The sequence below is a fragment of the Paraburkholderia tropica genome, assembly GCF_914484835.1.
In the GTDB taxonomy this organism is placed as follows: Bacteria; Pseudomonadota; Gammaproteobacteria; order Burkholderiales; family Burkholderiaceae; genus Paraburkholderia; species Paraburkholderia tropica_A.
Window position 1 is genome coordinate 42,469 of sequence record NZ_CAJZAR010000057.1, and the last position, 13,417, is coordinate 55,885.

Annotated in this window: 15 protein-coding genes; 6 read left to right on the plus strand and 9 right to left on the minus strand. The window is 64.4% G+C overall.

Translation table 11 applies throughout. From position 1 onward, the window contains the following. Positions 1-80 precede the first annotated feature (80 nt). A complete protein-coding gene (gene leuD, locus LDO54_RS19600; protein WP_224012342.1) occupies positions 81-731 on the minus strand; it encodes a 3-isopropylmalate dehydratase small subunit in 651 nt (216 codons plus the stop codon). 12 nt (positions 732-743) lie between these two features. Next, positions 744-2,153 (minus strand): 3-isopropylmalate dehydratase large subunit, encoded by a 1,410-nt coding sequence (gene leuC, locus LDO54_RS19605; protein ID WP_224012343.1) that lies wholly within the window; start codon positions 2,151-2,153, stop codon positions 744-746. Positions 2,154-2,588: 435 nt separating this feature from the next. Here leuC and LDO54_RS19610 point away from each other — a divergent pair, with 435 nt between their 5' ends. Both LDO54_RS19610 and LDO54_RS19615 read left to right on the plus strand, forming a co-directional pair. After that, a complete protein-coding gene (locus LDO54_RS19610; protein WP_224012344.1) occupies positions 2,589-3,530 on the plus strand; it encodes a MipA/OmpV family protein in 942 nt (313 codons plus the stop codon). A gap of 99 nt (positions 3,531-3,629) precedes the next feature. Continuing rightward, positions 3,630-4,109: a hypothetical protein gene (locus LDO54_RS19615; protein ID WP_224012345.1), complete on the plus strand. Its 480-nt coding sequence runs from the start codon at positions 3,630-3,632 to the stop codon at positions 4,107-4,109. 58 nt (positions 4,110-4,167) lie between these two features. Here LDO54_RS19615 and LDO54_RS19620 read toward each other — a convergent pair whose 3' ends face one another. Continuing rightward, positions 4,168-4,932, minus strand: a complete 765-nt coding sequence (locus LDO54_RS19620; RefSeq protein ID WP_224012346.1) for a M48 family metalloprotease — start codon at positions 4,930-4,932, stop codon at positions 4,168-4,170. 243 nt (positions 4,933-5,175) lie between these two features. On the opposite strand from LDO54_RS19620, the gene LDO54_RS19625 reads away from it, so the two are divergent. From LDO54_RS19625 to LDO54_RS19635, 3 genes are all read left to right on the plus strand, one after another. Then, positions 5,176-6,159: a TerC family protein gene (locus tag LDO54_RS19625; protein ID WP_224012347.1), complete on the plus strand. Its 984-nt coding sequence runs from the start codon at positions 5,176-5,178 to the stop codon at positions 6,157-6,159. A 195-nt stretch (positions 6,160-6,354) separates the two neighbouring features. Beyond that, complete coding sequence (locus tag LDO54_RS19630; protein WP_224012348.1) at positions 6,355-6,621, plus strand: zf-TFIIB domain-containing protein; 267 nt, start codon at positions 6,355-6,357, stop codon at positions 6,619-6,621. 49 nt (positions 6,622-6,670) lie between these two features. Next, on the plus strand, positions 6,671-7,081 hold the full coding sequence (locus LDO54_RS19635; RefSeq protein WP_224012349.1) for a TerB family tellurite resistance protein: 411 nt from the start codon (positions 6,671-6,673) through the stop codon (positions 7,079-7,081). 109 nt (positions 7,082-7,190) lie between these two features. Here LDO54_RS19635 and LDO54_RS19640 read toward each other — a convergent pair whose 3' ends face one another. Next, a complete protein-coding gene (locus LDO54_RS19640) occupies positions 7,191-7,847 on the minus strand; it encodes a response regulator transcription factor (RefSeq protein ID WP_065060017.1) in 657 nt (218 codons plus the stop codon). A gap of 60 nt (positions 7,848-7,907) precedes the next feature. After that, positions 7,908-9,242, minus strand: a complete 1,335-nt coding sequence (locus LDO54_RS19645) for a sensor histidine kinase (protein WP_224012350.1) — start codon at positions 9,240-9,242, stop codon at positions 7,908-7,910. Between the two features lie 212 nt (positions 9,243-9,454). Here LDO54_RS19645 and LDO54_RS19650 point away from each other — a divergent pair, with 212 nt between their 5' ends. Further along, positions 9,455-9,919: a VOC family protein gene (locus LDO54_RS19650; protein WP_224012351.1), complete on the plus strand. Its 465-nt coding sequence runs from the start codon at positions 9,455-9,457 to the stop codon at positions 9,917-9,919. Between the two features lie 118 nt (positions 9,920-10,037). Here LDO54_RS19650 and gltA read toward each other — a convergent pair whose 3' ends face one another. The 4 genes from gltA to LDO54_RS19670 all read right to left on the minus strand — a co-directional run. Then, entirely contained in the window at positions 10,038-11,339 is a 1,302-nt protein-coding gene (gltA, locus tag LDO54_RS19655; protein ID WP_224012352.1) for a citrate synthase, read from the minus strand. Between the two features lie 79 nt (positions 11,340-11,418). Further along, the gene (locus tag LDO54_RS19660; RefSeq protein WP_167068785.1) at positions 11,419-11,685 is read right to left on the minus strand and encodes a succinate dehydrogenase assembly factor 2; all 267 of its coding nucleotides are present in this window, start codon (positions 11,683-11,685) and stop codon (positions 11,419-11,421) included. A gap of 15 nt (positions 11,686-11,700) precedes the next feature. After that, on the minus strand, positions 11,701-12,402 hold the full coding sequence (locus LDO54_RS19665; RefSeq protein WP_103703222.1) for a succinate dehydrogenase iron-sulfur subunit: 702 nt from the start codon (positions 12,400-12,402) through the stop codon (positions 11,701-11,703). A gap of 29 nt (positions 12,403-12,431) precedes the next feature. After that, the coding region (locus tag LDO54_RS19670; RefSeq protein WP_224012353.1) for an FAD-binding protein at positions 12,432-13,417 on the minus strand (986 nt) is incomplete at its 5' end.

The window sequence follows — 13,417 nt, forward strand, 5'->3', positions numbered from 1 at the left end:
CTTGCATACCGACACGAAACCAAGGAAACGCGCAAAACGCCAGCACGCCTCCCCCACAACATCCGCGCAAAAAAAACCGCTTAAATAACGCGATTCTTGAGCCAGGGCTGACGCACGAGCCGCTCGGCTTCGTACTGGCGAATCTTGTCGGCGTGACGCAGCGTAAGCCCGATATCGTCGAAACCGTTCAGCAGACAATAACGACGGAACGCAGCCACCTCGAACGGATATTCCTTCGACCCATCCGTCGTGCGCACGACCTGCTTATCCAGATCGATCGTCAACTGGAAACCGTTGAACGCATACGTTTCGTTGAACAGATGATCGACATCCGCTTCGCTCAAAACGATCGGCAGCAGCCCGTTCTTGAAGCAGTTGTTATAGAAAATGTCAGCAAAACTCGGCGCAATGATCGCGCGGAATCCGTACTGATCGAGCGCCCAGGGCGCATGCTCGCGCGAGCTGCCGCAGCCGAAATTCTTGCGCGTCAGCAGCACCGAAGCGCCCTGATAACGCGGCTGATTCAGCACGAAATCGGGATTCAGCGGACGCTTCGAGTTGTCCTGACCCGGCTCGCCGTGATCCAGATAACGCCACTCGTCGAACGCGTTCGGACCGAAGCCCGTGCGCTTGATCGACTTGAGAAACTGCTTCGGAATGATCGCGTCCGTGTCGACGTTCTCGCGATCGAGCGGCGCCACGACGCCGGTGTGTACGGTGAATTTTTCCATGATCGTGTTGCCTTAACCGAGCTTGCGAATGTCGACGAAATGACCTTCGATGGCAGCAGCCGCGGCCATCGCCGGGCTCACGAGGTGCGTGCGTCCGCCCGCGCCCTGACGGCCTTCGAAGTTGCGGTTCGAGGTGGACGCGCAACGCTCGCCCGGTTCCAGACGGTCGGCGTTCATCGCGAGGCACATCGAGCAGCCCGGCTCGCGCCATTCGAAGCCCGCTTCCGTGAACACCTTGTCGAGACCTTCACGCTCGGCTTGCGCCTTCACGAGGCCCGAACCCGGCACCACCATCGCGAGACGGATGTTCGGCGCCACGCGGCGGCCGAGCTTCTTCACGACGTAAGCGGCCGAGCGCAGATCTTCGATGCGCGCGTTCGTGCACGAACCGATAAAGATCTTGTCCGGCTGGATCGACTCGATCGGCATGTTCGGTTCGAGCGCCATGTATTGCAGCGCGCGTTCCATCGCGTCGCGCTTGACCGGGTCCTTCTCGCGCTCGGGATCGGGCACGCGGCCGTCGACCGACGTGACCATTTCCGGCGACGTGCCCCACGTGACCTGCGGGACGATGTCGGCGGCCGACAGTTCGACCACGCGGTCGAAGTGCGCGCCTTCGTCGGTGCGGAAGGTCTTCCAGTACTCGACGGCCTGGTCCCACTCCGCGGCTTGCGGCGAGAACGGACGGTTCTTCAGGTATTCGACCGTGGTGTCGTCAACGGCGACCATGCCGGCGCGCGCGCCGCCTTCGATCGCCATGTTGCAGACGGTCATGCGGCCTTCCATCGTGAGGCCGCGGATCATCGAGCCGCCGAACTCCATGGCGTAGCCCGTGCCGCCCGCCGTGCCGATCTTGCCGATGATGGCGAGCACGATGTCCTTCGCGGTGCAGCCACGCGGCAGCGTGCCTTCGACCTTCACGAGCATGTTCTTGCTTTTCTTCTGCAAGAGCGTTTGCGTGGCCAGCACGTGCTCGACTTCCGAGGTGCCGATGCCGTGCGCGAGCGCGCCGAACGCGCCGTGCGTGGACGTGTGCGAGTCGCCGCAGACGATCGTCATGCCCGGCAGCGTCGCGCCCTGTTCCGGGCCGACGATGTGCACGATGCCCTGACGCTGGTCAGTCATCTTGAACTGCGTGATGCCGAAGGCGTCGCAGTTCGAATCGAGCGTGTCGACCTGGAGCTTCGACACCGGGTCGGCGATGCCGTGGCTGCGGTCCGTGGTGGGCACGTTGTGATCGGAAACCGCCAGGTTCGCGCTGATGCGCCACACCGGGCGCTCATGCAGCTTCAGGCCTTCAAAAGCCTGCGGGCTGGTGACTTCGTGCAGCAGATGACGGTCGATATAAAGGAGCGTCGTGCCGTCGTCTTCCGTGTGGACCACATGCGAGTCCCACAACTTGTCGTAGAGCGTCTTTGCCATGATATGCGGGGAGTTAGTGACTGCGGGGGGCAATACTTTGTGAATCGATTATGCCACGCGAAAGCCGCCTCCCGCATCGCCTCGATCCAAAAAAAGCGATAAAAAACAGTGAGTTGGGTGGTAGTGGCGATACCTGTATCGGTGTTACCCGGCGTGGCGCGCGCGGTGTTTTCGTCGCGGCTTCGTCCTGGCATCGACGTGTTTTGCGTGCGCCGTTTGTGAGCATCGCAGCGGAAGCCCTTGTTTTTCCGATTGATTTCTTGTGGTTCAGCGCACGCGCGGACGCCATGCGATACGGTGGTAGCGCCACTGTGGGTGCCACATCAGGCACGTCGTTTGCGTGATGTGCGCCGCCGCACGATCCCCGTTTCCATGGTTCCATCACACTGAACCCACGGACATGTCGCGGCCCGCACAGGCAATCACGGAGGCCTCATGCCATTTGCAACCCGTACCGCGTACAAGAAAACAAGCAGAACAAGCCTGATCCCGCGGCGGCAACCGCAGGCCAACCCGGACGCCCGGCGGCGCGGCGTGCGCCATGCGTCGCTCGCCGTGGCGGCCACCGTCTGCGTGTTCGCGATCGCACCGCGCGCGCAGGCGCAGACGCCCTCGCCGCTCGGCGAGTGGCAGTACTCCGCGGGCATCCCGCTCGAAAAGCTCTATCAGCCCGACCGGCCCGACTTCGAGGCGCGCCTCGGCGTGGGCGCGACCTTCGAGCCGCGCTACGACGGCTCGGACCGCTATCACATGATGGCCGGACCGAGCATCGACCTGCGCTACAAGGACATCCTGTTCGGCTCGACGGGCGAAGGCTTCGGCGTGAACTTCCTGCAGGGGCAGAACTGGCGTCTGAGCATCGCCGCCGCCTACGATCTCGGCCGGCGCGGCCACGACGATCCGTCGCGCCTGAACGGCATGGGCAACATCAATCCCGCGCCGCTGATGAAGATCGCGGGCGAATACGTGATTTCGAAGGACTTCCCGCTGGTGTTCCGCGGCGCGTTCACGCGCAGCTTCGGCGGCTCGAACGGCTGGACCGCCGACTTCGGCGCCTACATGCCGCTGCCGGGCAGCAGTCAGACGTTCTACTGGTTCGCCGGACCTTCGGTCACGTTCGCGGATTCGAACTACATGCAGAGCTGGTTCGGCGTAACGCCGCAGCAGGCCGCCGCCTCGGGCTATCGACAGTACGACGCGAGTCCGGGCCTGAAATCGGCGGGCTTCGGCATCACGATGGTGTACTTCGTCAACAAGCACTGGTTCGTGAGCGCCGACGGCGCGATCAAGCGGCTGCTCGGCAGCGCCGCGCACAGCCCGATCGTCCAGACCAAGACCGAAGGCGTGTGCGACGTGTCGATCAATTATCAGTTCTGAGGCAAAGACGACGTAGAAATCAGAAATGGCCTAAAGAAGCCACGGACGCGTTCCAGTAAGTTCCGCATGCTTTCACCCTCTCACCACACCTGGGACAGCATGACCGACCTTCTGAACGCCCCGCCTTCGCCTTCGTCCGAAGTCCTTCGCGCATCAACGCCCCGCTTCAAACTGTTCAGCGCGCGCAGCATCGTCTTGGCGACGTTTGTGGGTTCGCCACTCGCGGGCGGCTATCTTCTGTGGCGCAACTCTTCAAGACTGGGCAACACGTCGCGCGCGTGGAACGAACTAGCCGTGACCGCGCTCGGAACGCTGGGCATGCTGCTGTTCGCCGCGACGACCGACGACTCCAATGCGCTGGCCAAAGCTTTTGGGCATGTCAGCGCGCTCATTGGCGTGTTCATCGTCGCGTTTTACACAGGCAAGACGCAGACGCCCGCCATCACTGCACACACGCAGGCAGGCGGCGAACTGGAGTCCGGGTGGAAGTCCTTCGGCGTCGCAGTGGCGGGGTTGATTGCCATGATGTTCGTGGTCTTCCTGCTCGTCGCCGCAACCACGCCCTCCTACGAGCTGTAACGTCGAACCGCGGCCAGCGCGCGCTACCCTGCCGCTGACCGCCTGCGCTAGCGCCCTATCACCCTTCCTTCTTGATCCGATTCTGGATGTGCTGCGCCCGGCTCGGCGACGACGGATGCGAGCTCAGCATCGAACTCTGTCCGCCGTCCATTGCCGCGAGCTTCTGGAACGCGGTGACGAGGCCTTCGCGATTCATGCCCTTCTTCGTCAGCAGATCGAACGAATAGTCGTCGGCGGCGCTTTCCTGCGACTGCGAGAACTGCGCGTTGATGAACTTCTCGGTCAGGTCGCCGAGCTGCGACGTGCTCAACGCCGACGCAACCGAATTGCCGCTCGCGCCCGCCGCCGTGCGCGCCGCGCTCACGGTATAGGCCGCCTGCATGGCCTTCTTCGAGTGGCCGAGCGCGACGTGGCCCATTTCGTGGCCGATCACGCCGCGCAGTTCGTCGTCGCTCATCTTGTCCATCAGGCCGCTATAGACGCGCACGCAGCCGTTGCCCATCGCCCACGCGTTGACGTCGCTCGTCTCGTAGACCTTGTAGTTGATCTTCTGGCCGTTCAGCGTCATGTCGCCGAAGCCGCCCATCACCTTCGTGAGACGCTTGCCGTAGGCGCTGTTCGACGCAGCCACCTTCGACTGCGCGTCGCTCGCCTTGCAGGCGTCGTTCGAGAGCGTGACGATGTCGCTGTCCGACAGCGTAGCGGCCTTGAAAAGCGTCGTGCCCGCAGACACCGCCGCATTGGGGTCCATGCTCTGCAGCGCCGAACAGCCGCTCAGCGCGATGACGAGCCCGCAAGCGAGGCCAGCTTTGATGCGTGTCATTCTCATGTCCTTTCGTTGTTGTAAGGATCGATGAATCTAGCACCGCACGGTTTCGCATAAATGCCGCATCGCGGACGGAAGCGCCGCGCCTGGATGTCCGTCAATCCGACGTCACTTTCGACGCCGACCCGCCCACACCAGGACGCGCCTCATTCCGCGCTCATTCCTCAGGACTAAGCTGGGCTGTTGAGCCCCTCGCGCTCGCCCTCCTCCCCACTTTCGAGGCCCAAGGACCTGACCGCCATGCTCACGCCGATCGTCTCCGCCAGCTTTCTCGGCCAGCCCGCGTGGCTCTGGGTCGCCTTCATCGCCGTGGTGATCGCACTGCTCGTGCTCGACCTCGGCGTGCTCCATCGCGACGATCACGAGATCGGCATCCGCGAAAGCCTCTGGCTCTCGCTCGGCTATATCGCCGTGGGCGTGCTGTTCGGCGGCTTCGTCTGGTGGCAGATCGGCGCCGAGCCCGCCACCGAGTACCTCACCGGCTATCTGATCGAGAAGTCGCTCTCGCTCGACAACGTCTTCGTGATCGCGTCGATCTTCGGCGCGCTCGCGGTGCCGCGCGTGTACCAGCATCGCGTGCTGTTCTGGGGCATCGTGGGCGTGCTGGTGCTGCGCGCGCTCATGGTCGGGCTCGGCGCCGCGCTGATCGCGCGCTTCGAGTGGATGCTGCTCGTGTTCGGCGTCTTTCTCGCGATCACGGGCGTGAAGATGCTGTTCGGCTCGAAAGAGGAGGCGCGCGTGGAGGACAGCCGCATCCTGCGCGCGATCCGCCGCGTGCTGCCGGTCGCGCCGCGCATCGAAGGCGGCGCGTTCGTGGTGCGGCAGGCGGACCCCGCGACCGGCAAGCTCAAGCGCTACGCCACGCCGCTGCTGGTCGCGCTGCTAATGATCGAATTCGCCGACCTGATCTTCGCAGTCGATTCGATTCCCGCGATCTTCTCGATCACGACCGATCCGTTCATCGTCTATACGAGCAACATCTTCGCCGTGCTCGGCCTGCGCGCGCTGTTCTTCGCGCTCGCGGCGATGGCGCACCGTTTTTACTACCTCAAGCATGCGCTCGCGCTTGTGCTGGTGTTTATCGGCGCGAAGATCTTGCTGGTGCATTTCGTCGGCAAGATGCCGGCGCTGCTGAGCCTCGGCGTGACGGCGGCGCTGCTCGCGGGCGGCGTGCTGCTGTCGCTGGTGAAGACGCGCGGCGGCGGCGTGGACGCGGCGCGATAGCGCGTTTCGGACGCATCTCGGGCGCGTTTCGGACGCGCGTTCCAGCCCGAAAACACGCTCCTCATTTTTCGCTCATTTTCGTCTGCGAGGATGAATTCCATCGGCACCGCACAACCCGCCAGCCCGCCAACGACGGCGGCGACGGCGAGGCCCAGGCGGCGCCCGATGGCCTGTCCATTCATCACGGAGCGCAACATGAAATGCCCGAACTGCCCTGACGTCACGCTTGCGATCTCGGAGCGTCAAGGTGTCGAACTCGACTACTGCCCGCAGTGCCGCGGCGTCTGGCTCGACCGCGGGGAACTCGACAAGCTGCTCGACCGCACGGCAAGCGCGCAGGCGACGCAGTCGCGCCGGCTCGACGACGGTTACAGCGCGCAGCAAGGCTCGCATCACCGCGCGCATCGCGACGAGCACGCGCAGCGCCGCCGCAAGTCGTGGCTCGGCGACCTGTTCGACTAACGGCGCGGCCTGGCAACGCGACACCGACCAACCTCAAGGACATCTGACCATGCGAACCTACTCCAGCAACAGCCCGCAGGCCGCGGGCCGGATCGTCGCCATCGCCCTGCTCGCCGATGGCCACCTCAGCAGCAGCGAACTCAGCGCCGTGCATCAGGCGCGCATCGCCGACCGCCTCGGCCTCGAACCCGGCGAGTTCGGATCGATCATGCAAGGGCTCTGCGAGGATCTGCGCGTGAGCGCGCACCTGAACTGGAGCGACGCGTGCAAGCTCGACTCCGACGTCATGCAGCACGTCATGCGCGAGTTGCAGGATCCGGGGCTGCGCGCCGAGGTGCTCAATCTGTGCCACGTCGCGGTCTACGCCGACCGTCACGTCGCCGATAGCGAAGCCGCGCTGCTCGCGGCGCTCTCGCGGGCGTGGCAGGCGCATCCGTGGCAGCGTCTGCTGGCTTCGTAAGCGCGCTTGCAGGTTACCCGTTTATCTGGCGCGGACGGCGCGGCCCTTCCCCCCGCGTCGCGCGCCTCGCGGCGAGCCCCCGCTCGCCGCGTTTTTCTTCAAACACGCTTCAAACGCACACCGCCCAACCGAGCCCGCGCACGTTGCGGATCACCGCATGCCCGAACTTGCGGCGCACGCTGTAAATCACGGCGTCGACGGCATTGCTCTCCACTTCCTCGCCCCAGCCGTAAAGCCGCTCCTCGATCTGCTGACGCGACAGAATCGCGCCGGGCCGTTCGAGCAGCGCGAGCATCAGCGCGTATTCGCGCGCGGAGAGATCGTCGCTCTGGCCGTCGAACGTGAGGCGGCGCGCGTTCATGTCGAGCGTCACGCGCCCGCTGCCCATCGTCGATGAAGCGAAACCCGACTTGCGCCGCACCACCGCGCGGATGCGCGCGAGCAGTTCCTTGCTCTCGAACGGCTTCACGAGATAGTCGTCGGCGCCCAGATCGAGGCCTTCGACGCGCGTGTCCACATCGTCGCGCGCGGTGATGACGATAACCGGCGTCGTATCGTTCGACTCGCGCAGGCCGCGCAGCACGTCGAGGCCGCTCATGTCGCCGAGGCCGAGATCGAGCAGGATCGCCGTGTACGAGCCGTCGCGGATCGCCGCGCGGCCGCTTTCGCCCGTGCGCACCCAGTCGACGCTATAGGTCGCGTCCTTGAGCGCGCGCAGCAGCGCGGGCCCGATCAGCAGATCGTCTTCGATCAGCAGAATGCGCATCGCTCAGCTTCCCTCACTTTTATTCAGTATTCCTGTCGATATCGCCAATCACGGCGCACCTCACACGCCCGGCAACACGATGCGCGCGACGATGCCCGTCTGGCCGTCGGCGCGATTCTCCAGCGTGACGCGTCCGCGATAGCCGTGCGCGAGCGCCTGCGCGATCGCGAGCCCGAGGCCGCTGCCTTCGGTGTCGTTCGCGCCCGCGCGGAAAAAACGGTCGAAAATGCGCGGCAAGTCGGTTTCGGCGATGCCGGGACCGTCGTCGATCACCTCGATCGTCACGCTGCGCGCCTCACGCCGCACCGACACGTCGACGCGCCCGCCCGCGTGCACATAACGGATCGCGTTGTCGATCAGATTGCGCACCAGCACGCGCAGATCGGCTTCGGTCGCGTGCACGCTCGCCTCGTCGAGACGCTCGACGCCGAGATCTACGCCGCGCGCGTCGGCGAGCGGCAGCAGATCGGCCAGCACCTCGGTCACGAGCGGCGCGAGCGCGATATCGGCGAGCGCACGCTGCGCGCCGCCAATCTCCGCGCGTGCGAGCCCGAGCAGCTGCGAAACGAGCGCGCCCGTGCGCGCCACGCCGCGCCGCAGTTCCTCGAAGCGCTCGCGGTATTGATCGGGCGGCGCGTCGTGCAGATTGTCGATCTGCAACTGCATCGCGGAAATGGGCGAGCGCAGTTCGTGCGCGGCGTCGGCGATAAATTTGCGCTCGGTGTTCACAAGCAGCGCGAGGCGCTCGATCATGCGGTTGATCGACTCGATGAAGGGCCGCAGTTCGACGGGCGCCTTCGCCACGTCGAGCGGCTTCAGTTCGCGCAGATCGTGCAGATCGACCTGCGCCGCGCGGCGCCCGACGCGTTCGAGCGGCCGCAGCGACACGCGCACCGTCACGGCGATCGTGAACGCCAGCAGCGGCAGCAGCGCGAGCACAGGCAACAGGCTCCAGAACGCCACGCGCAGCGCGTTACGGTTGCGCATGCTGCGCGATTCGGCGACCTGGATGTGCTCGTCGCCGGCCGCGAGCGCGAAGACGTCCCACGTCTCGCCGTCGTAGTCGATCGACGAAAAGCCCGCTTGCGCGCGCGGCAAGGCGATATCGGCGTCGCTCGTGCGGCTCGGCGCGGCGGCGTCGCCGGTCGACCAGATCTGCACCACGAAATCGTCGGAGGGACGGCGCGCGCCGTTCGCCGTGGCCGCGTGGTGGATCTGCGGCGGCGCGCCCACCTGCACGTGCGCGGCGGCGTCGCGCAGGCTCGCGCTGAACTCGCTCGCGAGGCTGCGCACCACGAGGAAGGTGCCGAGCGCGCCGAGCAGGCCCACGACGATCGCGAGCGTGCCGATGGCGATGCTCAAACGGCGATGCAGGGAATGCGCGGCGAAGAACATGGAGCGGCTCGGCGATCTGCGCGATGCGGGCGATCGCGGCAGAAAAAGGGGACGCGTCCATCATAAAGGATTCGCGGGACGGGGCCGTGCAGGGCCGTGCGCAGGCAGGCACGGTGCGCGCGAGCGCCGCGCGCCGGTGCTAGATTCGTCGCACGCGGTTCGCCCACGCAGCGCGCCGCGGCGTTCCATTCGAGGCACGACAGGAGACGATCATGAGCGATACCTCGCAACGCCCGGCCTTCGGCAGCGCCGTCTACTACCGCGACCCGCGCGCCGCGCTCGACTGGCTGGAAAAGGCGTTCGGCTTCAAGACGCAGTTCGTCGTCACGACGCCCGACGGCAAGGTCTGCCACTCCGAAATGCGCTTCCAGGACGGCTACATCATGGTCTGCGGCGAGTGGCCGGGCATGCCCTCGACGAGCCCCGCCGCGGTCGGCGGCAAGAACACGCAGTCGGTGCATGTGCAGCTCAAAAGCGGCCTCGACGCGCATTGCGAACACGCGCGCGCCGCGGGCGCGACGATCGTGCGCGAGCCCGACGATCAGTTCTACGGCGATCGCGTCTACGCGGCCTGCGACCCTGAAGGCCACGTATGGAGTTTCGGCGAGACGATACGTCAGGTGTCGCGCGAAGAAGCCGAACAGGCGAGCGGACTGAAGATCGACGGCTGGATTTGAGCGGCGGATTCAAGGCCGCAAAAAAGAAAACGCCCCGGCGGGACGAACCCGGCGGGGCGTTGTGCGCTCGCCGCGCGACGCACCGTGAACGGCGCATCACGCGAGCCAGCTGCGATGCTTAGCGTTGCGAAATCGGCTTCGCTTCGCGCGGCGTGTTGCCGATGAACAGCTGACGCGGACGGCCGATCTTTTGCTCGGGGTCGGCGATCATTTCGTTCCACTGGGCGATCCAGCCCACCGTACGTGCCATCGCGAAGATACACGTGAACATCGACGTCGGGATGCCCAGCGCGCGCTGAACGATGCCCGAGTAGAAGTCGACGTTCGGGTACAGCTTGCGCGACACGAAGTATTCGTCTTCCAGCGCGATCTTTTCGAGCGCCATCGCGAGCTTGAACAGCGGATCGTCGTGCAGGCCCAGTTCGTTGAGCACTTCGTGGCACGTTTCGCGCATCAGCTTCGCACGCGGATCGTAGTTCTTGTACACGCGGTGACCGAAGCCCATGAGCTTCACGCCCGAGTTCTTGTCCTTCACCTGCTTGATGAATTCGGGGATGTTGTCCACCGAACCGATTTCCTCGAGCATGTTCAGCGCGGCTTCGTTCGCACCACCGTGCGCCGGGCCCCACAGACACGCGATACCGGCCGCGATACACGCGAACGGGTTCGCGCCCGACGAACCCGCCAGACGGACCGTCGAGGTCGAGGCGTTCTGTTCGTGGTCTGCGTGCAGGATCAGGATACGGTCGAGGGCGCGCACGAGCACGTCGTTGACCTTGTACTCTTCGCACGGGTTCGAGAACATCATGCGCATGAAGTTCGCGCTGTACGACAGATTGTTCTGCGGGTACACGAACGGCTGGCCGATCGAGTACTTGTACGCCATGGCGACGAGCGTCGGCAGCTTCGCGATCATGCGGATTGCCGAAACTTCGCGATGCTTCGCGTTATTGATGTCGAGCGAGTCGTGATAGAACGCCGACAGTGCGCCGACAGCCGCGACCAGAATGGCCATCGGGTGCGCGTCGCGACGGAAGCCACGGAAGAAGAACTGCATCTGCTCGTGAACCATCGTGTGCTGCGTGACGGTCTTCACGAACTCGTCCTTCTGCACCTGGTTCGGCAGCTCGCCCTTGAGCAGCAGATAGCAGGATTCGAGGAAGTCGGCGTTCTGCGCGAGGTTGTCGATCGGGTAACCGCGATACAGCAGCTCGCCCTTGTCCCCGTCGATATACGTGATCGCCGAGTTGCACGATGCCGTCGACATGAAGCCCGGGTCATACGTGAACTTGCCGGTCTGACCGTACAGTTTGCGGATGTCGATTACATCCGGGCCTTGGGTGCCCTTGTAGATCGGCAGTTCGACGCTCGGCGAATTGTCGCTGAACGATAGCGTGGCTTTTACATCAGACGGGGTCATAGCACATCCTCAATCGAAGATAAACACAGGATTCGATAGTTTGCACGTCCGGCGCGGCGCCTCCTGGCGTCACCGCGTCTCAGACGTTGCGAAGCAGCTCCAGCACCCGCTTCACGTCCGGGTCGGCAAGGTTGCCTTCTGGTTCCTTGCGTGCGAGCAGCAAGTCCATCAGGTCGTTATCGCTCAGCTCGAGCAGGCGCGTAAGTGCGCCCACGTCGGCGTCGCTGAGGTCATGCTCATAGCGGTCGAAAAAACGCTCGAAAATAATGTCGTTTTCGAGCATACCGCGCCGCGCGCGCCAGCGAAGGCGCGCGCGGCGATGAGGGTCAGACTGGTGCGAGTCCATTCAATCTCGCCGTGGTCAAACCGCGCGGCGGACCATCAGTTCCTTGATCTTGCCGATCGCCTTCGTCGGGTTCAGCCCCTTCGGGCAGACGTCGACGCAGTTCATGATCGTATGGCAACGGAACAGACGGTACGGATCTTCGAGGTTATCCAGACGCTCGCCGGTGGCTTCGTCGCGGCTGTCCGCGATGAAACGGTAAGCCTGGAGCAGGCCGGCCGGGCCGACGAACTTGTCCGGGTTCCACCAGAAGCTCGGGCACGACGTCGAGCAGCTCGCGCACAGAATACACTCGTACACACCGTCGAGTTCGTCACGCTGCTCGGGCGACTGCAGACGCTCTTTCTCGGGCGGCGGCGTGTCGTTGATCAGGTACGGCTTGATCGAGTGGTACTGGTTGAAGAAGTGCGTCATGTCGACGATCAGGTCGCGCACGACGGGCAGGCCCGGCAGCGGGCGCAGCACGATCTTCGCCGGCAGGTCGTTCAGGTTCGTGAGGCACGCCAGACCGTTCTTGCCGTTGATGTTCATGGCGTCCGAACCGCACACGCCTTCACGGCACGAACGGCGGAACGACAGCGTTTCGTCCACTTCCTTGAGCTTCACCAGCGCGTCGAGCAGCATGCGCTCGTGCGTGAGGTCCAGCTCGTACGTCTGCATGCGCGGCGCCGAGTCCTTGTCCGGATCGTAGCGGTAGACTTCAAAAATACGTTTGGCCATTTCCCAATTCCTTTTGACTGGCGTGTGCCTTAGAACGTACGCGCCTTCGGCGGCACGGACTCGACGGTCAGCGGCTTCATGTGAACCGGCTTGTAATCAAGACGGTTGCCTTCGCTGAACCACAGCGTATGGCGCAGCCAGTTTTCGTCGTCGCGGTGTTCGTAGTCGCTGTGTGCGTGCGCGCCACGGCTTTCCTTACGGGCTTCAGCCGAGACCATCGTTGCCTGCGCAACTTCCACGAGGTTCGCCACTTCGAGCGCTTCGACGCGCGCGGTGTTGAACACCTTCGACTTGTCCTTCAGGTGAATGTGCTTCGCCTGTTCCACGACTTGCGCGATGTCCTTGACGCCTTCGGCCAGCAGCGCCGAGGTACGGAACACGCCAGCGTGCTTCTGCATCGAGCCGCGGATTTCGTTCGCGACGCTCTGGGCGTATTCGCCCGAGGTCGAGTTGTCGAGCTTGGCGAGGCGCGAGAGCGCGAAGTCGGCGGCGTCGGCCGGCAGCGGCTTGTGCTCTTTCAGCTCCTTCACGTGCTTGACGATGTGGTTGCCGGCCGCACGGCCGAACACCACGAGGTCGAGCAGCGAGTTCGTGCCCAGGCGGTTCGCGCCGTGCACCGAGACGCACGAGCATTCGCCCACGGCGTAGAAGCCGTTGACGACTTCTTCGTGGCCCTTCGGCGTGCCAACGACCTGACCGTTGATGTTCGTGGGAATACCGCCCATCTGGTAGTGAATCGTCGGAACGACCGGGATCGGTTCCTTGATGCAGTCGACGTTCGCGAACTTCAGCGCGATTTCGCGGATCGACGGCAGACGCTTCATGATGGTCTCGGCGCCGATGTGCGACAGGTCGAGCAGCACGTGATCCTTGTGCGCGCCAACACCGCGGCCTTCCTTGATTTCCTGGTCCATCGAACGCGAAACAAAGTCGCGCGGCGCGAGATCCTTCAGCGTCGGCGCGTAGCGTTCCATGAAACGCTCGCCGTTCGAATTACGCAGAATGCCGCCTTCAC